The sequence below is a fragment of the Flavobacterium hankyongi genome (assembly GCF_036840915.1).
Classification (GTDB): domain Bacteria; phylum Bacteroidota; class Bacteroidia; order Flavobacteriales; family Flavobacteriaceae; genus Flavobacterium; species Flavobacterium hankyongi.
In genome coordinates, this window is record NZ_CP085725.1 from 3,371,815 (window position 1) to 3,395,998 (window position 24,184).

25 protein-coding genes are annotated in these 24,184 nt (G+C 33.5%); 16 read left to right on the forward strand and 9 right to left on the reverse strand.

The genetic code is table 11. The annotated features are described in order from the left end of the window. Position 1: 1 nt before the first annotated feature. The 12 genes from LJY17_RS15355 (at position 2) to LJY17_RS15410 (ending at position 12,980) form a co-directional block, all read left to right on the forward strand. On the forward strand, positions 2-289 hold the full coding sequence (locus tag LJY17_RS15355) for a GIY-YIG nuclease family protein (RefSeq protein WP_264544675.1): 288 nt from the start codon (positions 2-4) through the stop codon (positions 287-289). 184 nt (positions 290-473) lie between these two features. Further along, a complete protein-coding gene (gene neuC / locus LJY17_RS15360; protein ID WP_264544676.1) occupies positions 474-1,595 on the forward strand; it encodes a UDP-N-acetylglucosamine 2-epimerase in 1,122 nt (373 codons plus the stop codon). Then, complete coding sequence (locus LJY17_RS15365) at positions 1,595-3,031, forward strand: MBOAT family O-acyltransferase (protein ID WP_264544677.1); 1,437 nt, start codon at positions 1,595-1,597, stop codon at positions 3,029-3,031. The genes neuC and LJY17_RS15365 overlap by 1 nt, the downstream gene beginning before the upstream one ends. Then, positions 3,031-3,918, forward strand: a complete 888-nt coding sequence (locus LJY17_RS15370; protein WP_264544678.1) for a hypothetical protein — start codon at positions 3,031-3,033, stop codon at positions 3,916-3,918. The genes LJY17_RS15365 and LJY17_RS15370 overlap by 1 nt, the downstream gene beginning before the upstream one ends. Then, entirely contained in the window at positions 3,905-5,281 is a 1,377-nt protein-coding gene (locus LJY17_RS15375) for a UDP-glycosyltransferase (RefSeq protein WP_264544679.1), read from the forward strand. Before LJY17_RS15370 ends, LJY17_RS15375 begins: the two co-directional genes overlap by 14 nt. Before the next feature lie 5 nt (positions 5,282-5,286). After that, positions 5,287-6,435: a glycosyltransferase family 4 protein gene (locus LJY17_RS15380; RefSeq protein WP_264544680.1), complete on the forward strand. Its 1,149-nt coding sequence runs from the start codon at positions 5,287-5,289 to the stop codon at positions 6,433-6,435. Further along, positions 6,432-6,971, forward strand: coding sequence for a serine O-acetyltransferase (locus tag LJY17_RS15385; protein ID WP_264544681.1), 540 nt, complete (start codon positions 6,432-6,434; stop codon positions 6,969-6,971). The genes LJY17_RS15380 and LJY17_RS15385 overlap by 4 nt, the downstream gene beginning before the upstream one ends. Then, entirely contained in the window at positions 6,971-8,107 is a 1,137-nt protein-coding gene (locus tag LJY17_RS15390; protein WP_264544682.1) for a glycosyltransferase, read from the forward strand. Before LJY17_RS15385 ends, LJY17_RS15390 begins: the two co-directional genes overlap by 1 nt. After that, the gene (locus tag LJY17_RS15395; RefSeq protein ID WP_264544683.1) at positions 8,104-9,177 is read left to right on the forward strand and encodes a glycosyltransferase; all 1,074 of its coding nucleotides are present in this window, start codon (positions 8,104-8,106) and stop codon (positions 9,175-9,177) included. Before LJY17_RS15390 ends, LJY17_RS15395 begins: the two co-directional genes overlap by 4 nt. 2 nt (positions 9,178-9,179) lie before the next feature. Continuing rightward, a complete protein-coding gene (locus LJY17_RS15400; protein ID WP_264544684.1) occupies positions 9,180-10,535 on the forward strand; it encodes an O-antigen ligase family protein in 1,356 nt (451 codons plus the stop codon). Continuing rightward, positions 10,507-11,514, forward strand: a complete 1,008-nt coding sequence (locus LJY17_RS15405) for a glycosyltransferase family 4 protein (protein ID WP_264544685.1) — start codon at positions 10,507-10,509, stop codon at positions 11,512-11,514. The genes LJY17_RS15400 and LJY17_RS15405 overlap by 29 nt, the downstream gene beginning before the upstream one ends. A gap of 71 nt (positions 11,515-11,585) precedes the next feature. Beyond that, on the forward strand, positions 11,586-12,980 hold the full coding sequence (locus LJY17_RS15410; RefSeq protein ID WP_264544686.1) for an exopolysaccharide biosynthesis polyprenyl glycosylphosphotransferase: 1,395 nt from the start codon (positions 11,586-11,588) through the stop codon (positions 12,978-12,980). A 21-nt stretch (positions 12,981-13,001) separates the two neighbouring features. On the opposite strand, the gene LJY17_RS15415 is transcribed toward LJY17_RS15410, so the two are convergent. Both LJY17_RS15415 and LJY17_RS15420 read right to left on the reverse strand, forming a co-directional pair. Beyond that, complete coding sequence (locus LJY17_RS15415) at positions 13,002-14,111, reverse strand: DUF4105 domain-containing protein (RefSeq protein ID WP_264544687.1); 1,110 nt, start codon at positions 14,109-14,111, stop codon at positions 13,002-13,004. 8 nt (positions 14,112-14,119) lie between these two features. Beyond that, positions 14,120-15,112 (reverse strand): PorV/PorQ family protein, encoded by a 993-nt coding sequence (locus LJY17_RS15420; protein WP_264544855.1) that lies wholly within the window; start codon positions 15,110-15,112, stop codon positions 14,120-14,122. A 194-nt stretch (positions 15,113-15,306) separates the two neighbouring features. Here LJY17_RS15420 and LJY17_RS15425 point away from each other — a divergent pair, with 194 nt between their 5' ends. The 3 genes from LJY17_RS15425 (at position 15,307) to LJY17_RS15435 (ending at position 17,879) form a co-directional block, all read left to right on the forward strand. Next, on the forward strand, positions 15,307-16,050 hold the full coding sequence (locus LJY17_RS15425; protein ID WP_264544688.1) for a CDP-alcohol phosphatidyltransferase family protein: 744 nt from the start codon (positions 15,307-15,309) through the stop codon (positions 16,048-16,050). A gap of 3 nt (positions 16,051-16,053) precedes the next feature. After that, on the forward strand, positions 16,054-16,902 hold the full coding sequence (locus LJY17_RS15430) for a glycoside hydrolase family 25 protein (protein WP_264544689.1): 849 nt from the start codon (positions 16,054-16,056) through the stop codon (positions 16,900-16,902). Between the two features lie 119 nt (positions 16,903-17,021). Continuing rightward, a complete protein-coding gene (locus LJY17_RS15435) occupies positions 17,022-17,879 on the forward strand; it encodes a helix-turn-helix domain-containing protein (protein WP_264544690.1) in 858 nt (285 codons plus the stop codon). A 38-nt stretch (positions 17,880-17,917) separates the two neighbouring features. Here LJY17_RS15435 and LJY17_RS15440 read toward each other — a convergent pair whose 3' ends face one another. The 6 genes from LJY17_RS15440 to LJY17_RS15465 form a co-directional block, all read right to left on the reverse strand. Continuing rightward, positions 17,918-18,142 carry a DUF5808 domain-containing protein gene (locus LJY17_RS15440; RefSeq protein ID WP_264544691.1) on the reverse strand — a complete coding sequence of 75 codons (225 nt, stop codon included), beginning with the start codon at positions 18,140-18,142 and terminating at the stop codon, positions 17,918-17,920. An 11-nt stretch (positions 18,143-18,153) separates the two neighbouring features. Next, the gene (locus tag LJY17_RS15445) at positions 18,154-18,594 is read right to left on the reverse strand and encodes a hypothetical protein (protein WP_264544692.1); all 441 of its coding nucleotides are present in this window, start codon (positions 18,592-18,594) and stop codon (positions 18,154-18,156) included. Between the two features lie 6 nt (positions 18,595-18,600). Further along, on the reverse strand, positions 18,601-19,341 hold the full coding sequence (gene lptB / locus LJY17_RS15450; protein ID WP_264544693.1) for an LPS export ABC transporter ATP-binding protein: 741 nt from the start codon (positions 19,339-19,341) through the stop codon (positions 18,601-18,603). Between the two features lie 84 nt (positions 19,342-19,425). Further along, the gene (locus LJY17_RS15455) at positions 19,426-19,776 is read right to left on the reverse strand and encodes a carboxymuconolactone decarboxylase family protein (RefSeq protein ID WP_264544694.1); all 351 of its coding nucleotides are present in this window, start codon (positions 19,774-19,776) and stop codon (positions 19,426-19,428) included. Beyond that, positions 19,751-20,581, reverse strand: a complete 831-nt coding sequence (gene tatC / locus LJY17_RS15460) for a twin-arginine translocase subunit TatC (RefSeq protein ID WP_264544695.1) — start codon at positions 20,579-20,581, stop codon at positions 19,751-19,753. The genes LJY17_RS15455 and tatC overlap by 26 nt, the downstream gene beginning before the upstream one ends. Position 20,582: 1 nt before the next feature. Continuing rightward, entirely contained in the window at positions 20,583-21,548 is a 966-nt protein-coding gene (locus LJY17_RS15465) for a KpsF/GutQ family sugar-phosphate isomerase (protein WP_264544696.1), read from the reverse strand. A gap of 83 nt (positions 21,549-21,631) precedes the next feature. On the opposite strand from LJY17_RS15465, the gene recQ reads away from it, so the two are divergent. Next, positions 21,632-23,827: a DNA helicase RecQ gene (recQ, locus tag LJY17_RS15470; protein ID WP_264544697.1), complete on the forward strand. Its 2,196-nt coding sequence runs from the start codon at positions 21,632-21,634 to the stop codon at positions 23,825-23,827. A 31-nt stretch (positions 23,828-23,858) separates the two neighbouring features. Here recQ and LJY17_RS15475 read toward each other — a convergent pair whose 3' ends face one another. Beyond that, positions 23,859-24,098 carry a hypothetical protein gene (locus LJY17_RS15475; protein ID WP_264544856.1) on the reverse strand — a complete coding sequence of 80 codons (240 nt, stop codon included), beginning with the start codon at positions 24,096-24,098 and terminating at the stop codon, positions 23,859-23,861. Between the last annotated feature and the right edge of the window lie 86 nt (positions 24,099-24,184).

Genomic DNA, 24,184 nt, shown 5'->3' on the forward strand with positions numbered 1-24,184 from the left:
TATGAAACAATCTTATGTTTACATTTTAAAATGTTCTGACGATTCTTATTATACAGGGGTTACCAGCAACTTAACAAAGCGACTTTTTCAACATGAGAGCGGCTTCTATCCCGAGTGCTATACGTTTAAGAAAAGACCGATTGATTTGGTATATTTCTTTGATTTTACAGACATTACCCTTGCAATTGAAAAAGAGAAGCAGATTAAAAAATGGTCTAAAGCTAAGAAGGAAGCTTTGATAAATGGTGATTTTGATGCATTGCTTAATTTAGCGAAGAAAAAGTTCTAGGTTCTCGATACATTTTTGCTTCATTGCATTGCGCAAAACCACTCAAACTGACGGCGTAGATTTCTTTTTTACGTCACTTCGAGTATTTTATGGAGTGTTAACGGAATAAAATGTATCGAGAAGTTTTTAATTGATTTTTCATATTGTTATCTTCACGGCCTGTTAAGTGCACTTCATCAGTACAATGAAAAAAATACTCTTTCTAACCGGTACCCGAGCGGATTTCGGTAAAATAAAATCCTTACTTCAAATTCTGGAAGACCATCCGGATTTTGAAGCTTTTGTATTTGTTACCGGTATGCACCTGCAACAGGAATATGGCTATACGCTTTTAGAAATTGAACGTTGCGGATTTTCCAATGTACATACTTTTGAAAATCATACTCACGAAACCACGATGGATTTAACATTAGCCAAAACCATAGAAGGATTGTCGGCGTATGTTAAAACCTGTACTCCAGACATGATAGTTATTCACGGTGACCGTGTGGAAGCTTTAGCAGGAGCCATTGTAGGATCGTTGAATAATATTTTAGTGTCGCACATAGAAGGTGGTGAAGTTTCGGGAACGATTGATGAACTGATTCGTCATTCCACCAGTAAAATGAGCCATGTGCATTTTGTTTCCAACCAACAGGCTAAGAGACGACTCATTCAGATGGGCGAGTTGTCGGAATCGGTATTTACCATAGGATCTCCTGATGTAGATATCATGTTTTCCGATACCTTGCCGGATTTGGCAACGGCGAAGAACTATTATGAAATTACTTTCGACCAATATGCCGTGGTAATGTTTCATCCGGTAACCACGGAAGCCAAATACATGCAACAATATGCCGATGATTTTGTTGAAGCTTTACTGGAGGACACTCACAACTATGTGGTGATTTTTCCCAATAATGATTTGGGAAGTACCGCCATTTTAAAAGCGTATGAACGATTGAAAGACAATGCACGTTTTCGTGTTTTCCCGTCCCTTCGTTTCGAATACTTTTTAACGTTATTAAAAAAAGCACAATTTATCATCGGGAACAGTAGTGCCGGAATTCGGGAAGCGCCTTATTACGGTTTACCGATTATTAATATTGGGACGCGTCAGCAAAATAGGGCGCTTCATGCCGATATCCTTAATGTTGATTACGATAAAAAAAGTATTAAAAAAGCACTTGACATTATCGACACCCATAAAGTACAGAAAACCGATGGTGATTTTGGTAAAGGAAACAGTGCGCAATTGTTTTTGCAATCGTTGGAAAACAACGATATTTGGCAACTGAACCATCAAAAACAGTTTAGAGATAAATAATGCTTTTTAATTCCCTGCAATATCTGATTTTTTTGCCGTTGGTATTTGCCCTTTATTGGGGCGTAAATAACAGATCGTTAAAGCTTCAGAACCTGTTGCTTTTGGTAGCCAGTTATTATTTCTACGCTTGTTGGGATTGGCGCTTTCTTTTTTTACTGGTATTTTCCACGGGATTGGATTATTATACTGGATTGAAAATGCAGGATGCTTCGACTGTCCGTATCAGGAAATTCTGGTTTTGGCTGAGTATTAGTATTAACGTTGGTTTTTTAGGCATCTTCAAATACTATAATTTTTTCGCCCAATCGTTTGCCGATCTGCTGTCCGGTTTTGGATTTCAAGCTAACTTCTGGACCTTGCAGGTAATTCTTCCGGTGGGGATTTCGTTTTATACCTTTCACGGGTTGTCGTATGTAATTGATATTTATAAAAAACGTATCGAACCGGAACACAATATTGTGGATTATTCACTTTTTGTGAGTTATTTTCCCTTGTTGGTTGCCGGACCTATCGAACGGGCCACGCACTTACTGCCGCAAATCAAGAAAAAAAGAGTTTTCAACAGTGATAAAGCTATCGACGGGCTACATCAGATTATTTGGGGATTGTTCAAGAAAATTGTAATTGCAGACAGTTGTGCTACTTATGCCAATCAAATATTTGACACTTATGAAAGTGCGAATTCGTTAACCTTGTTACTTGGTGCCCTGTATTTTACATTTCAGATTTATGGGGATTTCAGTGGATATTCGGATATTGCTTTGGGAACTTCAAAACTCTTCGGAATTGATTTACTTCGGAATTTTAATTATCCCTACTTTTCCCGGGATATCGCCGAATTTTGGAGAAGATGGCACATATCACTTTCCTCATGGTTTAAGGACTATCTTTATATTCCGTTGGGAGGCAGTCAGGGAGGAACGTTAATGAAAGTACGAAATACGTTCATCATTTTTTTAATAAGCGGTTTTTGGCATGGCGCCAATTGGACGTTTATAATTTGGGGATTGCTCAATGCCGTATATTTTATGCCTTTGTTGTTGTCCAACCGTAACCGAAACCATATTGATATCGTTGCAAAAGGGAAAAAATGGCCTACGGTTAAAGAATTTTTCAGTATGATGCTGACATTCTGCCTTGCAATGTTTGCCTGGATTTTTTTCAGAGCAGAAACCGTTACCATGGCCCTACAGTACATAAAAAATATTTTTCTGTTTAATTTTAAAGGAGGTATAGCTTATTTATCAATCGATCGTTATACCATCGAACTGGTTGGGCTTTTGGGACTATTCATTGTTTTTGAATGGGTTTCCCGTGAAAAAGAGCATCCTTTTTTCGGTAAGTTTCGCTACATTCGATTAGTATTGGTACTTTTGGGATTATTATTGTTTGGAGCATTTACAAATGCTGCAGATTTTATCTATTTTCAGTTTTAATGAGGAAGTTTTTATATTCTTTAGCGATAGTAATAGGTAGTGTTGTCGTGTTGTTATATGCAATGGACTATTTATTCACTCGTGTGTATGAAACCGCTCCACCTAGAAATAAGTTCCAATACATCCTTACACTTAAACCACAAACGATTGATTATGTTTTTTTGGGATCTTCTCGTGTAGCCAATCATATCGATACAAAAGAAGTAGAACAATTAACCGGTAAAAGAGCCGTTAATTTGGGTATGGAAGGCGCGCATTTGGAAGACAATCTGTTGCAGTTGAAATTATTACTGCATCAGGGAGTTAGAATGCAAAAACTTTTTTTACAGGTGGATTATCAATTTGAAGACAAAGGAAGATCGCCGATTGCCCTTTCAGAAGCCATGCCTTTTATTAAACATCCGGTTATTAAAGAGCATTTGCGTTCCACCAATACTCCAAATTTCGAAGCGAATTGTTATATTCCTTTTTACAGGTACATTATGGCCGCTCCTAAAATTGGGTTCCGTGAATTTTGTTTTTCGGCCATGAATAAGAAACCGAAAATTAATCCCGGAGAAGGATTTACACCCAAACAAGGCAACCGTTCTTTTGAGAAGTATTCTTTGCCTTCATCCATTTCGGAAACCAATACAGCAGTGGAAGCCATTAAGAAGATTTGTAAGGAGCATCAGATTGAGGTGGTTTTATTTTGCGCCCCTTTCTGTTCGATAGCCGAAAATAAAGAGTATATTGGAAAATTAAAAACAAAATTACCGGAGTTAAAGGATTATTCTACAGGCTATAACGATACCTTGTTTTATGATTGTGCTCATCTAAACCAGCAAGGAGCACTACTCTTTACAAAGCGATTGGTTGCAAATGAAATTCTAAATGAGAAAAAATAAAATTTTATTGTTATTCCCGGATGGTGTCGGGATTCGGAATTATTTGTATTCGGATGTTTTTAAAAATACCGAAGCAGAACTAATATTGTTTCACAATTTCGATGATGAAACAGCAGCCGATGTAAAAAAACTAACCGGACTTTCTCAGGCCTTCCAGATACCAAAATATAATGAATCCCTTAAAGAAAAATTTTTGAGGGAGTTAATATGCTTGTCGCGTTTGTACCGTAATTCAAATAAAACTGGAAATCCATCCATTCTGACCAATTGGAATCGGGACCATAAAAGTTTTTCTAAAAAAGTTTTTTATAAGGCAATCGAAATTACTGCTCCTTTTATAAAAAAATACGATACTATTCTTGCTTTGGAGTCGTTTTATCAGAAAGCCATTCGAGGAACTTTTTTTTATAAAGAGGTGAAAGAAATACTCGAAAAAGTGCAACCGGATATGTTGTTCTGTTCTCATCAAAGAGGATTACAGTGTGCTACTATTTTTGCGGCTGCTGCTGATTTGGGTATCGAAACATCAACCGTGATTTATTCGTGGGATAACCTTCCTAAAGCCAGAATGGCATTACGGGCCGATAAATATCTGGTTTGGTCCGATTACATGAAAAAAGAAGTAGAGTTGTATTATCCTGAGTTTAATCAAACACAGGTTGTTGTTACTGGAACGCCACAATTTGAATGTTATGAGTCGGCACATTCAATTATTCCAAAGGATTTTTTTTATGATGCATACGGCTTGGATTGCAATAAAAAAATAATTTGTTATTCCGGAGACGACATCAAAACGTCTCCCGATGATCCTCAATACCTTGATGATATTGCAGAAGCATTGATTAAAGCAGGACTGGAAAACGAGTATCAGCTCCTTTTGCGTCGTTGCCCGGTGGATTTGTCCGGACGATTTGAAGCTGTAGTAAAAAAACACCGCGGATTAATAAAAGAGGCAACCCCACTTTGGCTTTTTAAGAATTCTTCAGCATGGAGTATGGTATATCCTTCACGGGATGATGTTTCACTTTTGGTAAGCACCGCTTACTATTCTGATATTGTCGTAAATGTTGGTTCTACCATGGCTTTTGATTTTGCCATGTTCGATAAACCGTGTATTTTTATCAATTACGATCAGAAACATAAAAAAAATCCAAATTGGTCTGTTAAAACGATTTATCAATACCAGCATTTCAGAAGCATGCCTAATAGTGAAGCTGTAATTTGGCTCAACCATCCTGATGAGATAGCTGAAAAACTGCGCCAGCCGTTTAATAGTAAAGCGATGAAGCAATGGGAAACTGTTGTTATTGCCGATTATAAAAACGCTTCGGTTGCCATCCGAAAGCAATTAAATATAGATTAACCGATATGCACATCTGTTTCATAACTCATGAATATCCCAAACCTGGTTTTCCACATGGTGGATTGGGCAGTTTTGTTAAAACCATTGGTGAAGCTTTGGCAGCAAATGGCATTCAAGTGAGTGTGGTAGGGATGAATTACACTTCGGAGTATGAAGAATTGATGGAATCAGGTGTTAGGATTTACCGATTAAATAGAAGTAAACTTAAAGGATTGTCCTGGTGGATGAATTCTAAAGCTGTTTCAGGGAAAATCAGGGAAATTCACAAACACCACCCTATTGATATCGTGGAAAGTGCCGAATCAGGTTTGGCGTTTCTTTCCAAAATAAAAGACATACAATATGTAATTCGTTTGCACGGAGGCCATTATTTTTTTGCCGAAGCCGAAAATAGAGGGATTAACTGGTGGAAAGGGTTTCAGGAAAAAAGGTCTTTTGCCAAAGCAGATGCTTTTATAGCCGTTTCAAAGTATGTGAAAAACCATACTGAAAAGTACCTAAGTTATCATAATAAGCCGTTGGGTTACATTAATAATCCCATTAATACAGCTGTTTTTAAGCCTATGCTTAATGATATAATTCCTCATAAAATTGTATTTGCAGGGACTATTTGTGAAAAGAAAGGGGTACGTCAGCTTATTCAGGCTTTTCCATTGGTAAAAGAGGAGTTTCCCGATGCAACATTACATCTTTATGGTAGGGATTGGTTCTTCCCGGATGGGGCTTCTTTTGTTGCGTTTTTAAAAGAAAAAGAGCTTCCAAGACTTGGTCCTGTTGCTGAAAGTGTTTTTTTTCAAGGAGTATTGCCATTAAGTGAGGTTGCAAAAAAATATGCTGAAGCAGAAGTTTGTGTTTTTCCATCTCATATGGAAACCCTTGGCCTAGTCGCTCCCGAAGCTATGGCTATTGCAAAACCAGTGGTTTTTACAAATAGAGGCCCGGGACCTGAAATTATTACCGATACGGTCACAGGACTTTTGTGTAATCCGTTAGACCCTAACGATATCGCTCAAAAGATTCTTCGTATTTTTACGGACAAAGCAGCAGCTTCTGCAATGGGCAAAAATGCAGAAAAAGAGGTTCAAAAACGATTTTCAGTGTCGGAATTGGTTGCTGAAAATATTGATTTTTTCAAATCATTAAGTAAGAAATGATAGTATCGGATTATAAAAAATATAAAAAATACGGAGGTAATTTTATTACTATACTTTTCTTTACTCAAGGTTTTTGGGCAATTTTCCAGTATCGAATAGCTCGAGCAGTATATAGAAAAATGCACATTCCCGTACTTCGACAGTTATTGCTTTTCGTTTGTCTTTTATGGCAAAAAGCAATTGAAATACTAACAGGGATTTCGATTCCAGCTTCCGTGTCCATAGGAAATTCCTTTTACATCGGGCATTTTGGAGGCATCATTTTAAATGCAAAAACCGTTATCGGCAACAATTGTAATATTTCCCAAGGAGTTACTATTGGGGTTTCCGGAACGGGAGAGAAAAGAGGGGTTCCGGTTATAGGGAACAATGTATATATAGGAGCTAATGCTGTAGTGGCGGGAAAGATTACTGTGGGAGATAATGCGGTTATCGGTGCCTGTTCGCTGGTGACCAGCGATGTGAATTCTAATGCGGTTGTTGTGGGTGTTCCGGCAACGGAAGTTTCTTTGAAAGGTTCGGAGGGCTATATCTAATGAAATTACTTGTTGTTTCTGCCGCGCCTTTAATTCCGTCAAATAACGGTTGGATGGCTTATGGTCCTTATGTAAAAGAAATGGCAATTTGGGCTAAGCATACTGATACCATTCAGTTTTGTTGTCCTGTTTGGGAAACCGATCGAGGGTTGTTGGTTACACAAATTCCGTTTGAAACGGTATCTCCAGTTGTCTTAAAAGATTTTAATGTTACTTCCATAAAAGCAGTGCTTCATACTATAATCGCAGCCGTATTGAACCTATGGCTTATTGTACGGGCCATGCGAAAAGCAGACCACATTCATTTGCGATGTCCCGGAAACATAGGCTTGTTAGGATGTGTGGCTCAGATTTTTTTTCCGAATACTCCAAAAACAGCTAAATATGCCGGGAATTGGGATCCTAAGGCTAAACAACCCTTAAGTTATCGAATTCAAAAATGGATTTTATCCAATACTTTTTTAACCAGAAATATGAAGGTATTGGTTTATGGGGAATGGGAGGGCAGTTCTAAAAATATAAAGCCTTTTTTTACGGCATCTTACACTGAAGGGGATAAAGAAGATGTTTCTTTACGAAAAATTATTTTGCAGGATCGGGCGGTTATTCGTTTTTTATTTGTCGGCACCCTTTCAGAAGGGAAACGTCCCTTGTATGCAATTAAATTAGTTGAAAGTTTACACGCCAGTGGGTATAATGTGCACTTGGATTTGTATGGTGACGGACAGCAAAGAAAGCTCTTAGAAACCTATATTGCTGCGAATAATTTGACTGATTTTATTGTTTTGAAAGGAAATCAATTGGTGAAAACTGTCAAAAAAGCGTATCAGGAAAGTCATTTTTTGCTATTGCCTTCAAAAAGTGAGGGGTGGCCTAAAGTAGTTGCCGAAGCAATGTTTTGGGGTTGTGTCCCTTTATCGACTGAGATTTCATGTGTGCCGTATATGCTGGGTCATGGTAATAGAGGAGGAATTTTAACGTTAAATCTTGAAAAAGATAGCAAAGCAGTTATAACTTTGCTAAGTAATGAGAAAAGTTACCAAAAGACAAGTATGGAAGCTTCGGATTGGTCTAGAAAATATACAATTGATTATTTTGAAAGCGAAATCGCAAAATTAGTGAATTCAAAGAGGTGAGAGTAGTACAAATAATAGATAGTTTAGATGCTGGAGGTGCCGAACGTATGTCGGTTAATTATGCAAACAGTTTAGCAGAAGTAATTGAATTTTCTGGATTGATTGCAACCCGAAGTGAGGGAGCATTAAAAACACAGATTGATGATAATGTACATTTTATATGCTTAAATCGTACCAAAACTTTTGATTTAAAAGAATTGTTACGTTTGCGTCAATTTCTTTTAGAGCATAAAGTTGAAATTGTTCATGCGCATGGGAGTTCTTTTTTTGTTGGTTTGTTAGTGAAAATTATTTATTTCAGAGTGAAATTAATCTGGCACGACCATTATGGAGATAGGGTTAAAAACAGTATGTCAAATAATTGGCTGATTAAATTTGCTTCCTTGTTTTTTAATGGGGTAATAGTCTGTAATAATGAATTATTGCAATGGGCAAAATCCAATTTATACAATGCCAAACATGTTTACTTGCCTAATTTTACAGTTCATAATCCTAAACATGAAAAGTCTTTGATTCTGAGTGGAATTGATGGAAAACGAATTGTCTGTTTGTCTAATTTGAGGAATCCTAAGAATCATATGGTACTGCTTGAAGGCTTCCACAAATCAAAGCTTGCAGAAAGCGGTTGGACATTACATCTTGTTGGTAAAGATAGTCATGACACGTATTCTGAAAATATAAAAAAGTTTATAAAAGACAAGAATTTGCAAGATAAGGTTTTTGTATATGGAGCACAAAATGATGTATACTCAGTTTTATCTCAGGCCACAATTGGTGTTTTGGCATCAACTTTTGAAGGTTTTCCCGTTGTGCTGCTCGAATACGGACAATCTGGTTTAGCGGTAATAAGTTCTAATGTAGGACAATGTCCCGAAATCATACTTGAAGGAAAGAATGGGTTGTTATTTCAACCAGATGATGTTCAGCAATTAGAAGAGTCGTTACAAAAATTGGCGGATGATAGTGACTTAAGAAGGTTTTATTCTTCTAATTTAAAGTCTTATGTTTATGAGAATTTTTCTCATGAAATAATTATTCAGAAAGCAATAAAATTTTATCAATCAGTTTAGATATGAATTCAAAATCAGGAGGGAAGCAAATATCTTACTTAACACTTGTTTTGTTGCATGTGTTGATTGGTATTGCTGTTTTTTTACTGCCATTTTTGTCCAAAATTTATGCTTTGTTGATTCTTCTTGTAGGTTTTTTAATAGTCATAAAAACTAGAAATAAAAATAACGAAGCACTTTATGTTGCGGCTTATCTTACTGGAGTTGAGGTGTTTCTTAGGATGACCGAAGGGAATTTTATAGAACAATATGCTAAATTTGGAATTATAGGTATTTTACTGCTTGGAATATTATTTGAAGGAATTGCTAAGCCAGCTATTCCCTATGTTGTTTTTCTCGTTTTTTTACTTCCAGGAATAATCCTTGGCGTCTTTACCCTTAATCTTGATACTGATATAAGGAAAGCCATCACATTTAATATTATAGGACCACTTACATTAGCATTTTCTGCAATTTACTGTTATGGCAGGAGGATCTCATTGAAGGAAATGGTAGATATTCTTCATAGTGCATCTTTTCCCATTATTAGTATTGTTGTCTACTTGTTTTTATACACACCAAGCATAAAAGAGGTTGTAACGAACACAGAATCTAATTTTGCTACTTCGGGAGGATATGGGCCAAATCAGATGTCGACTATATTAGGTTTGGGGATATTCCTGTTTTTTACCAAACTTGTATTGTTTTCGAATTCAACAAAAAATAAAATCATTGATGTTATTTTGTTGATTATAATTGTTTTCAGGGGGATTGTGACTTTTTCAAGAGGAGGAGTTATTGCAGGAGGTATCATGATTTTGATTTTGATGATTATCATATTTTTTAATATCAGAACAAAAGCTAAAATGACTGTTTTTAGATTTATTTTTTTGATGACCTTAATACTCTTTGGGATTTGGACTTATAGTTCTGTTCAAACTGGAGGTTTGATCGATAAGCGCTATGCTAATCAGGATGCTAGGGGAAGGATTAAAGCAAGTAAATTAACAGGGAGAGAAAAACTAATCGAATCTGAGTTTAAAATGTTTATGGATAATCCTATTTTTGGTGTTGGTGTAGGTAAAAACAAAGAGTACCGACAGGAAACAACCGGTATCGAGGCTGCTTCACACAATGAGATTTCCCGAATGCTTGCTGAGCACGGAATGTTTGGGTTTTTTGATTTATTGATTCTGTTTTTTACTCCGTTGCTTTTAGCTTTCAACAATCGGATGAATATTTTTATTCTACCTTTTGTTATTTTCTGGTTACTTACGATTAATCATGCCGCTATGCGTATTGCTGCACCGGCTTTTATTTATGCTTTATCTTTATTAAAAGTTTATAGTATTGAAAAACCTGTTATACATAGGGAATAAATTAACCAAGGAAGGTTTAAACGCAACCACTATTGATACTTTAAGCAAGCAGTTGCAAAGTGAAGGTTTTTTAGTAGTTACAAGTTCATCCAGGACGAATCAGGTTGTAAGGCTAATGGATATGTTGTTGTCTATTATCAAAAACAATAATGTTGATTATGTTTTAATTGATACTTATAGTACTTCTGCTTTTTGGTATGCCTTTTTTACAAGTCAGCTTTGTAGATTGTTTAGCTTAAAATATATTCCAATGTTACATGGAGGAAATCTTCCTTTTAGATTGGATAAGAATAGTAAGTTTTCGAAAATGATTTTTCATAATGCTTACATAAATATTGCTCCTTCAAATTATTTATTAAACGAATTTAAAAAAAGAGGTTTTACTAATATAATTCATATACCAAACAGTATAGAAGTTGATAAATATGCTTTTAAGTTAAGAAATCAAATACACCCTAAATTGATTTGGGTTCGAGCTTTTGCTTCAATTTACAATCCTAAGATGGCAATAGATGTTTTTGTAAAATTAAAAGTGAAATTTTCTGATGCTATACTCTGTATGGTTGGACCAGATAAAGATGGATCTTTGTACACGACAAAAGAATATGCCAAATCTTTAAATGTTGATGTTGAATTTACTGGAAAATTATCTAAAGAAGAATGGTGTAAATTAGCTAGTAATTATGATATATTTATTAATACTACTAACTTTGATAACACTCCAGTAAGTGTCATAGAAGCTATGTCACTAGGATTGCCAATAGTTTCATCTAATGTTGGAGGAATCCCTTTTTTAATTGATGATAACCAGACTGGACTTTTAGTTGATCAAGGTAATGTTGATAGAATGGTAGAAGCAATTGAGTTATTATTAACTAGCAATGAATTAACTGAAAAACTTTCTAAAAATGCTAGATTAAAAGCAGAAAACTTCAATTGGGAAATAATAAAAAAGGAATGGATAAATCTTTTAAAGTAATTAGATATTGTAAAATATTTTATAGTTATTTGAGTTAGTTAATTACACCTTAAACAAACTTAATTTTAAAAATGAACCAACATAAGCAAATACATTTTGAAGTGTCTGAAAGAAAAGTACTTCTAAGACTTTTTGATGTTATTGTTGTTTTGTTTTTTTTACATTTTTTAGGTGATTTTTTAGACTTTAATTACTTCACTATATCTTCGCAAAACTTTTACTGGACACTAGTTCTGTCATTTTATTTGTTTTTTTTTGGAACTGTATTCGAAATGTACAATTTACAGGTTGCTAGTAATCAGTTTCAGGTTACTAAAAGTATAGTCTTAACAACTTCGATGACTGTTTTGGTGTATTTGTTGACACCAATATTAACTCCAGTTTTGCCAGAAAATAGATTGCAGATTGTACTTTTTTATTTTACAATACTTTTTTCATTAATGCTTTGGCGATTAGTTTATGTAAAATTTCTTGCCTCAACACGATTTGTAAAAAGTGCTGTTTTAGTTTGTGATAAGGCTGAATTAGGCGAATTAGTCAAAGGGATTCAAAATGTTGATCCTCATTATAGAGTGGTTGGATTTATTAATTTAGAAGTAAATTTAACAAAAGATGTTGCTTATCAACATATAAAATCTATCGAATTGGATGAAATTGATTCGTTTTTAGAAACTAATTTTATTTCTGAAATAGTAATTGCTTCTCAAAAAACTGAACACATAACAGTTGATTTATACAATAAGTTAATTAGCTTATTAGAAAAAGGGTTTATGATACGTGAGTACACACAAGTGTACGAGAGTATTACACATAGAATTCCTGTTCAATATGTTGAAAAGGATTTTTATAAATATTTTCCATTTTCAAGAAGTAATCAAAATAAATTGTACATCAGTGTTGTAAGGTTTTTAGAAATTATTGTTGCATTGTCAGGTTTAGGAGTAGGATTATTGCTTTTGCCTTTTGTTTTAATAGGGAATATCTTAGCCAATAGGGGACCTTTGTTTTATACACAAGAGAGAGTTGGTAAAAACGGCCAAGTTTTTAAAATATTTAAGCTTCGCTCAATGGTGGTTAATGCAGAAGTTAATGGAGCTGTTTTTGCAACTCTGGGAGATAATCGAGTAACAGCTTTTGGTAAATTTTTACGTAAATCAAGGTTTGATGAGGTGCCTCAGTTTATTAATGTTTTGAAGGGAGATATGGCTCTGATTGGGCCAAGACCTGAGCGCCCAGTTTTTGTTAAAGAGATTGCGACAATGATGCCTTTTTATGAAACGCGACATGTAGTTAAACCAGGACTTACAGGCTGGGCACAAGTAAATTATTCTTACGGAGAAACATTACAGGATAGCCTTATTAAACTTCAATACGACTTATATTATATTAAACACCGAAGTTTATTTTTAGATTTAAATATTACAGTAAAAACTATTAGTACAGTTTTGTTCTACAGAGGACAGTAGTTTTTAAATCAGATTATAAAATCAATTTTCTTTTTTAAGCGATAATCGTATAAGAATGATTGTTGACGTCAATAAGATTGGCAAAATCATTAAAAGATGTGCTTTATTAAGCATATACAAGACATAACCCACTAAGCATAGTAAGCAAATTTGACTCAATTTTCTTATTGCCTTTAAATTGTTCTTGATTAAAAAATAGATTAAAATCAATAGCAGTGGATTAAATAATAAGACGTTGTAGTTCCAAAGAACTTCTCTGTGTAAAGAATATAATCCCACCAAACAGAAAAATAACCCTATAAGTCCCAAAATGCTAAAAAACAGAATGTTGGTTGCTTTTCTGTTTAAAATAGCAAATGGAAGAAGGAATAAGATTAAAGCATAACAACTGTTCCAAAAACTAAAATCATTTTCTGGCTGTGATGCTTGAAACAATGTTTCTGTTTTTTCAACTAATGGTTTTTCTTTATATTGAGTTGATTCTAGAATTTTCATTAAATCTAGAGGGAGAAATAATACAGCAGCTTGTTCGTCAGGTCTATGCCCAAAAATAATATTGATCCCTAAGTTTAACCAATATTGTTTCTCTTGATATGGAAATAGAACATCACGATAACTTTCCTCTTTGTGTAAAGTGTTTTTTATAGGTTTGTTATGTAGCGTTTCGTTAACAATGTCAATTGCTTTGGTTGTACAGTTTCGATCTATAAATTTGTAAGTGTAAAACTTATCTTCAGAAAAAAGCGATTTATTTAGTTTGTCAAATAATTTTTGTTTTTCATCAAATGAAATGTTCAAAACTTGCTCGTAAATACTTCTATTTTCTTCTTGATAACTATGTTCAAAGTTTTCAAAAGGATAAGCGGCAACGTAGTATTGTAAATCTCCTTTTACAAATTTTAGAATGAAATTTTCGGTTCTAAAATCGAACATACCATAATTCCACACATAATCAAATTTGTTTTTTTCGTCTTTAATCCTGATGGCTGTATGACCATATAAAGTATGCGATTCGTTAGCAACATCTACTGTTAGAATGCTAATTTTTGTTTCGGGAGTAATTGGGTTAAATTGTGAAAAAGCAACTAGGCTGTGTAACAGAATAAAGAAATGCAGTAATTGTTTTTTCATGTTAGTTTTTATCTAAAAATGGATAAATCTACTTTAAGAGAGAATACATTAGAATACAATGCAGCAGCCTGATTTCCTAAATCAGTCAAGGCATAATCAACAGAAATTCCTTTGTAATGGAATCCTAAGCCAATGTTAGGTTGAAAACTCACTTTTTCTGTGCCGCTAATTTGTAATGTATTTTGAAAGTTTCCAACACCCGCTCTCGCAAATGCTAAATTGTTATACCCAAATTCGAATCCTAAAGCAGGAGAAATACTGACAAAACTAGTTGAAATGATATCGTTTGTTTGCTGGAATTGCATATTTAAATTAGCTGATGCTAAAAGACTCGTGTCATTGTGAAAATCAAATTTTCGCGCAACTCCTAATTGTGCTTTAGGCAATGTTATTTCGCTGTTTTCTGGTAAGTCCTGATTTTGTAGAGGAGTTTGAGTTTGTGCATCCTTTATTTTCTGGAATTCTTCTTCGTTAATGTTCCAAATATTGTACGTCGTAGTTACATCTCGAACCATTAAACCAAATTGCCAGTCATCTTTTTGAAATTGTAATCCAATATCAAATCCAAATCCCCAAGAACTAGCAAAATCTCCAATAATTCTTCTGATAACTTTTGCGTTTACACCATACTGAAATCCTTGAATTGGCAGTTCTCTTGCATATGAAAAAGTCACACCATAATCGGCAGTTGAAAATAAACTAATTCTGTTATAATCAATGTTTCCGTTAGAATCTATTAATTGTGTAGTGTTTAAAATGTCATCAACACCAAAACGGATGATGTGTGCTCCCCAAGCACTTCGGTCATCTATTTTTTTTGCAAAACCAGCATAATCATATTGTGCAATGTTAGCAAAATAACTGGCATGCATTAAAGCCGCTTCGCTATCTTCAATTTTTAATAAACCTGTTGGATTCCAATATCCTGAATTTACATCACCACTATGCGCAACCATAGTATTAGCCATACCAAATGCACGAGCATCTACACCTATATTCATAAATTCGTTGGAATATTTACGAATAGTTTGAGATTGAGTACACCAAGTTACTGTTAATAATGTAAATAAGACTAATTTTTTCAATGGGAAATAGTTTCAGCAAAGATTAAATAAAAATCTGATATATTAAACTCTGTTCTATATAAACTTATTGTGTTAAATTTGCTTACTTGTATATAAATCAAACTTTAAAAATGAATATTAAAAAGCACATTCCCAATATTATAACATTAATTAATCTTTTTTGTGGTTGTATTGCATTAGTTTTTGCATCTCAGAAACAGTTTGAACTAGCTTTCATATTTGTGAGTTTGGGAATATTTTTTGACTTCTTTGATGGATTTTTTGCTCGAATGTTTAAAGTGCAAAGCGAATTAGGTTTGCAATTAGATTCACTGGCAGATATGGTTACGAGCGGAGTGGTACCAGGTTATGTAATGTTTCAGTTGATACTTAATTCATTTGGTTCAGATAAAGTAAACGATGTTAATTCTTGGGATAATTCAGTAATGATTATGCCGTTTTTAGGCTTTATAATTACGCTTGGAGCTTGTTTTAGGTTGGCAAATTTCAATATAGATACACGTCAATCAGATTCATTTATAGGATTGCCAACCCCTGCCAACGCTTTATTTATTTTAAGTTTACCACTTGTAATTCAATATTCAGGAATCGAATTTATTTCAGAATCATTACAATGTATTAAAGTACTTTTAGTTATTACACTTTTAAGCGCTTATGTTATGAATGCCGAAATTCCTTTGTTTTCTCTTAAAATCAAAAACTTCTCTTTTCAAAAAAATGCTTTGCAAATTTTCTTTTTGGCAGTTTCTGTTGTGTTTCTTTTGGTTTTTAAATATTTAGGCGTTCCGCTAATTATTTTATTTTACGTTTTATTATCTGTAGTTAATAATGTTTTTATCAAAAAGGAAAAGTAATCTATGCCGGTTAAAAAAGTTACTGTTAGAAAGCCTCCAACAAAAAGAAGTAATAAATCAACTGCTAAAAAACCATCCTTTTTTTCGAGTTCTACTTTTTTTAAACTGATTTTATTATTCGGTTTCGCAGTAGTTATTTATAGTCAACGCAATGTGTTAGCGTATTATTTGGGTTTTAAGACAGATAAAATATTTATGGAAACACGAGAGGTTGCAGTCGATAAAGTGCTTGATGCTCATATCGAAAAATCTTTTGGTATTGATGTTTCTGAATATCAGGATAAAATAAATTGGGATAAGGTTAAAGATATTGATGGAGGTTATCCAATTGAATTTGTTTTTGTTCGTGCTTCTATAGGAAACGAAAGACCTGATAAAAAGTTTAAGACATATTGGAAAAAAGCAAAAGAGAAAGGATTTATCTGTGGAGCATACCATTACTATCGTCCAAATGAAAATTCTATTGAACAAGCCGAAAATTTTATCAAACAAGTTACGCTGGTTGAAGGTGATTTTCCACCAGTTTTAGATATTGAGAAGTTACCTAAAACACAATCATTAGAACGTCTTAAAGTAGGTTTAAAGCGTTGGTTAGAAAAAGTTGAAGCTCATTATGGAGTAAAACCAATTATTTACAGTGGTGAAAGTTATTATTTAGATTTTTTGAAAGATGATTTTGAAGAATATCCTTTTTGGATAGCAAATTACACAGCTTTCTATAAAGATATTGATGACGAATGGTCCATTTGGCAATTAACAGAGAATGGATGTGTTCCTGGAATAAAAGGATCTGTAGATATCAATATATACAATGGAACTTCGGTTGAAATGAAAGAATTGTTGATTAAATAGTTTTAAATAATTAAAAATAAGTAATTTATGTAATTGACGTAAGAATGTCATAAGTAAGTATTGACAAAATTTTGGTACTTTTTTTAGAAGCAATTATTCTTGCAGTGCAAATTTGAGTTATGAATCAACCAGAATTAGGAAAAAAAATTTTAGAGTTAAGACTTTCAAAAGGACTTACACAAAATGAACTTGCAGAAATGTGTAGTGTAAGTTTGCGAACAATTCAGCGTATTGAATTGAATGAGGTTACACCAAGAAGTTATACTTTAAAAGTTATTTTCGCGGCTTTGGATTTTGATTATTATAATTTGAATGGCAATTCTACTGATGTAAAGACGTCTGCATCAAGTGGTTTTTGGAAAGATATTTTTAATTTAAAAAAAGACACTATGAAAAAATTATCTGTAGCATCTGTCCTTGTCGTTCTTGGATTTGTTTTATTCTTTAAAAATGAAACTCAGGCACAAACTATCGATGGATGGATTAAAAGGGGTGATAAGCCAAAAAGTTATGAGATCGGTTTAGATAAAACTGTATCTCCAATGGGAAAAAAATGTGCGTATATTAAATCAATTGATTCCGAAATAAAAGGTTTTGGAAATTTAATGCAAGTTTGTCAAGCAAAACTTTACCTCGGAAAACGTATAAAAATGACTGGTTATATAAAAACAGTTAATGTTAAAAACTGGGCAGGAATGTGGTTGCGAGTTGACGGGGTTAATGATAAGGGAGAAACTACCATGTTGGGGTTCGATAATATGTATAAAAGAGGTCTGAAAGGAAATACAGATTGGACTAAATGTGAAATCGTGTTAAATGTTCCTAATGAAAGTAAGACGTTAAACTTCGGAGTTCTATTAGATGGTACTGGAATTGTTTATTTTGATCGTCTTTCTTTTGAAGTAGTAAAAGATATTGAAGAAACCTCAATAAGTGGGCTTCCTGATAAACCTACTAATATTGATTTTGAAGATTAGATAAAAGGAAGAGTGTATTACAATTGTAATACACTCTTTTAATTCTTTTTAGGTAAAAACACCATCATTAATATGATGATTATCGTAAGAGCTGCAAAGATTCCAATTCCTTTTTTGTTGGCGAAATTCACTGTCCATCCCATCCATTCTATCCTTTTGTTTACCCAACCTCTAGGATCTTCAGGATTATAGTAGATTGAGCCCAATTTCCAGTTTTTTGGGTCATTATGCCATTTTTCGATTTGTTCTTTTGTAGGTTGCATTTTTTACAAATTTAAGGTCTACCTCTCTTAGGGAAATTCTCGGTTTTTTTATTGGGTTGAATAGTTTTGTATAAACTTAGACATGACTTTTTAGATATTAACTTTAAGTTTATTATCAAATCATTTCTATAAACATCAGAATGAATGATAGTGTCTTTTTTAATATCAAATTTACCATTAAGTGATTTTTCTTTTGATGATAAAATCATGTAAGGAAAAATACTGTCATATTTTATTTTAAAATTTGCTATTATTTGATGGTTATGATCTTTTTCAAAAAATATTGTTTTTCGCCAGTCATCAATTTTTACAAAAGATCCATCTATGTTTTCGTTGTTAAGTTGAATTTTATTTACAAACCAAGTACCTCCAAGGTCTAAATTGTGTTTTGGATAAATGATTAAAAAAAGAAGAGTTGCTAATATTATGATAAAAACATAGATTTTTTTCATCTCAAACTAAAACTCAATCTTAGTTCTTCTCAATTCAAAGTTTTGACCAAGATATACACGACGTACCATTTCATCTTCCACTAATTCTTCAGGAACTCCAGCTTTAAGGATCCCGCCTTCAAACATTAGATATGTTTTATCAGTAATTGCAAGGGTTTCTTGTACGTTGTGATCAGTAATTAGAATTCCAATATTTTTGTTTTTAAGCTTCGCAACAATACGTTGGATATCTTCTACCGCTACCGGGTCAACTCCTGCAAAAGGTTCGTCAAGTAAGATAAATTTAGGATCGGTTGCTAAGCAACGGGCAATTTCTGTACGACGACGCTCACCACCAGAAAGTAAATCACCTCTGTTTGTGCGAATATGACCTAATGAAAACTCATCAATCAAGGCTTCCATTTTAGCTTCTTGTTCTTGCTTTGATAGATTAGTTAGTTGCAAAACACTTAAAATGTTTTCTTCAATGGTCATTTTTCTAAAAACAGAAGCTTCTTGAGCTAAATAACCAATTCCGTTTTGTGCACGTTTGTACATGGGAAAATTAGTAATATCCATGTCGTCGAGATAGATATTGCCAGAATTTGGTTTTACCAATCCAACAATCATATAAAAGGATGTCGTTTTTCCCGCTCCATTAGGTCCTAGTAAACCAACGATTTCTCCTTGATTTACTTCAACTGAAATCCCTTTTACAACAGTTCTCTTTTTATAGGTTTTGATTAAATTATCTGCTCTTAATATCATTGTTCAATGAGTATGTAGGTTATTTACAATTTGATTAGACGCAAAGTAACGAATAAACAAAACCATAAATATTCATATTAACAATTATTTAGTTTGTTCTTCTAAGGCTTCCCAAAATTCGTAAGCTCTTCTTAGATGAGGAATTACAATTGTTCCGCCTACTAAAGTGGCAACACTCATAGCTTCCATCATCTCTTTTTTATTAATGCCTAATTTATAACAAGTCTCTAAATGATACTTTATGCAATCGTCACAACGCAATACAGCAGAAGCAACTAAGCCTAATAATTCTTTTGTTTTAACATCTAAAGCACCTTCTGCATAGGTATTGGTGTCTAAATTAAAAATACGTTTTATAACTTTATTTTCGTCAGCTAATAGCTTTTCGTTCATTTTAGAACGATAATCGTTAAATTCTTGTACTAAGTTGCTCATTTTTTTCTCTTTTTTTAACTACTAATTTTGAAATTAGTATACTTATTTCATATATCAAAAGCATTGGAACTGCTACTGTAATTTGGCTCACCACATCTGGAGGAGTTACAATTGCAGCAATAATTAAAACTATTACAACAGCATATTTTCTAGTGTTTTGTAAGAAGGTAGGAGTTACTAATCCAATTTTTGTCAACAAATAAATTATGATTGGTAATTCGAAAAATAAACCACCTGCAATTACAGAAGTTTTAATCATACTGATATAAGATTCTAAATTGAATTCGTTTTTTACAACGTTACTCACTGAAAAGGTTGCAACGAAGTTTACAGACATTGGTACAATTACATAGTAACCAAAAAGAACTCCAATAAAGAAAAGTAACGAAGCAGTAACTACAAAAACCTTGGCATATTTGCGTTCACTTTCATATAAAGCAGGGCTGATAAATTTCCATACTTCCCATAAAAGATAAGGGAAACCTAAAATAAAACCTGCAGTGATACATGTCCATACGAATACATTTACCTGACCTTCCATACTTGTGTTTTGTATGGTAAAAGGCAATTCTTCAATGCAAATGGTTTCAGCGAATCCTAAATAATGTGAAGCGTCACAAAAAAATCTGTAAGTAACAAAATCAACTCTTGTGGGACCAAAAATAATATCATCAAAAATAAAATCTGATACAAAATATACTGCTATTGCTAGTGATACAATAGCGAATGAACTTCTAACCAATAACCATCTTAATTCCTCTAGATGATCTAAAAAGGACATTTCTCCTAAACTCTTCTTTGCCATTTTATATAATTCCTTCTTTTAAAATATCGTGAATGTGGATAATGCCAACATACTCTTCTTTGTCAAAAACCACAAGTTGTGTTATCGAAAAATCTTCCATTGTATTGAAAGCATCAATAACCATACTTTCTAATTGAACAGTTTTTGGATTTATTGTCATAATGTCTTTTGCAACTAAACCTGAAATGGTTTCTGTTTTATTAAGCATTCTTCTAATATCTCCATCTGTAATTATACCTACTAATTTTTTATCTTCCATTACTGCAGTTACACCTAATCTCTTTTCAGATATTTCAACAATAACATCTTTGATAGACGAACTATTACTCACCATTGGTTTGTGGGTTCTGTCAAGCATATCAGTTACACGTAGCAATAGTTTTTTTCCTAAAGCTCCACCTGGGTGATACTTTGCAAAATCCTCGCTTTTAAAATTTCTCATTTCCATTAAACAAACAGCAAGAGCATCACCTAAAACCAATTGCGCCGTCGTACTATTTGTTGGTGCTAAGTTGTTTGGGCATGATTCATTGTCTACATGTGCATTTAAAACTAAATCAGAACCTTTTCCTAAAAATGAAGAGAGATTTGCAGTCATACCAATTAATGGATTTCCATATCTTTTTAAAAGAGGGACTAAAACTTTAATTTCAGGACTGTTTCCGCTTTTGGAAATACAGATAATAGCATCATTTGGCTGAATCATTCCTAAATCTCCGTGAATGGCTTCAGCAGCATGTAAAAACATACTTGGAGTGCCAGTTGAATTGAAAGTTGCTACCATTTTTTGCGCTATAATGGCGCTTTTCCCAATTCCAGTAACCACTAATCTTCCTTTGCAATTGTAAATTAACTCTACTGCTTTTGCAAAATCTTCAGTCAAATAATTGATTAACTGAGATATGGAATCGCTTTGTGATAGGATGGTGTTTTTGGCACTAGCCAGAATATTTTCTTTTGTAATCAAAACAGAATAGTTTTAAATTTGTGTGTGAAAAAGAAATTTGTATCTTTATGTATGCAAATTTATAAAAATACTGTTATCATAGGATGAGTTCTAACGAAATTGATTTACATAAGGAGCTAAAAAAATATTTTGGGTTCGACCAATTTAAAGGATTGCAAGAACAAGTAGTTCGAAGCATAGTTTCAGGGAAAAACACTTTCGTAATAATGCCTACCGGTGGAGGTAAGTCATTATGTTACCAATTGCCGGCCTTGATTAAAGAAGGGACGGCTATCGTTGTGTCTCCATTAATTGCTTTAATGAAAAATCAAGTTGATGGACTAAGAAGCTTAGGTTCTGAGTTTGGTATTGCGCATGTATTGAATTCATCGCTCAACAAAACTGAAATTACGCAAGTAAAAAAAGATATTTCTACAGGGTTAACTAAATTACTTTATGTGGCACCCGAATCCCTTACAAAAGAAGAGTATATTGAGTTTTTAAGAAGTGAGAAAATTTCTTTTGTAGCTATTGATGAAGCACACTGTATATCAGAATGGGGGCATGATTTCAGACCAGAATATCGCAATTTAAGAAACATAATAAAGGCTTTAGGAGATATTCCAATTATAGGTTTGACAGCTACAGCAACTCCAAAAGTTCAGGAAGATATTCTGAAAAATCTAGATATGCCTGATGCTAATACTTTTAAAGCATCATTCAATAGACCAAATTTATTTTACGAAGTACGTACAAAAACTAAAAATGTTGAGGCAGATATCATAAGATTTATCAAACAACATAAAGGTAAGTCTGGAGTAATCTATTGTTTAAGTAGAAAAAAAGTTGAAGAAATCGCTCAGGTTTTACAGGTAAATGGAATATCGGCAGTTCCTTATCATGCAGGTCTCGATGCTAAAACTAGAGCCAAGCATCAAGATATGTTCTTAATGGAAGATGTTGATGTAGTAGTAGCTACGATTGCTTTTGGTATGGGTATCGATAAACCAGATGTGCGCTTTGTTATTCACCATGATATACCAAAATCATTAGAAAGTTATTATCAAGAAACAGGACGTGCTGGGCGTGATGGTGGAGAAGGGCACTGTTTGGCTTATTATTCGTATAAGGATGTTGAGAAACTAGAAAAATTTATGGCTGGTAAACCTGTTGCGGAACAGGAAGTTGGTTTTGCATTGCTTCATGAAGTGGTTGCCTATGCAGAAACAGCAATGTCCAGACGTAAATTTTTACTTCACTATTTTGGTGAAGAGTTTGATAGTGAAACTGGGGAAGGAGCAGATATGGACGACAATGTGCGTAATCCTAAACCACAAGTAGAAGCTAAAGATCAAGTTGTTAAACTGCTTGAAGTTATAAAAGAAACAAAAAGCATTTATAAATCCAAAGAGATAGTATTTACCCTTATTGGCAAGGTAAATGCGGTTATTAAAGCGCACAGAACAGATGGTCAGAAATTCTTTGGAATTGGTAAAGATCATGATGAGCGTTATTGGATGGCTGTTTTGAGACTAGCTCTTGTTGACGGATTAATTTCTAAAGATATTGAGTCTTACGGAATACTTAAAGTAACAGATAAAGGATTAGATTTTATTAAAAATCCTTCTTCTTTCATGATGGCTGAAGATCATGAGTATAGCGAGAGTGAAGATGAAACAATTGTTACTGCTTCAAAATCAACAGGTGTGGCTGACGAGGCCTTAATGTCTATGCTTATTGATTTAAGAAAAAAAGTTGCCAAAAAAGAAGGAGTTCCTCCATACGTAGTGTTTCAAGAATTTTCTTTAGAAGATATGGCTTTAAAATATCCTATTTCTATAGAAGAAATGAGTAATGTGCAAGGTGTTGGTGAAGGGAAAGCAAAAAAATATGGTAAGGAATTTGTCGCATTAATTGCTAGATATGTAGAAGACAATGATATTATGCGCCCAGATGATTTAGTGGTTAAATCAACAGGAGCAAATTCGGCACTAAAGCTTTATATAATTCAAAATATAGACCGTAAATTACCTTTAGAAGATATAGCTAAAGCAAAAGGAATAGATATGGACGCTTTGCTGAAGGAAATGGAACAAATTGTCTATTCAGGGACTAAGCTTAATATTAAATATTGGGTTGATGATATTCTCGATGAAGATCAGCAGGAAGAAATTTATGATTATTTTATGGAATCACAATCAGATAAAATTCAGGATGCTCTTGATGAGTTTGACGGAGAATATGATACCGAAGAATTACGTCTAATGCGAATTAAATTCATTAGCGAAGTAGCAAATTAAAAAAGGGAAGTTTTAAACTTCCCTTTTTTAATTATTCGCTATAAATTTCTCCTCGATGAGGTTTTAATGCATCTCTAACTGTTATCATATGGTTGTCATCTACAACCATCCATGCAATAGCATGCATATCGTTTATGATTTCAAAACCAGTAATCTTTAATGGTAATTTTTCGATGTCAATATATTCTTTTAGATGAATTTCATGATGTTCGGCAGTTTTTGCGGCCGATGGTCCTCTAAAGTCCCAAATTAGTTTTATTTGTCGTTGCATAATATCGTTGCGGAATGTATAACAAAGATAGTTAGGTTGATTTTGAATTTGTATTTTTGTTGCTGAAATGTTTGTAAAATAAAAAT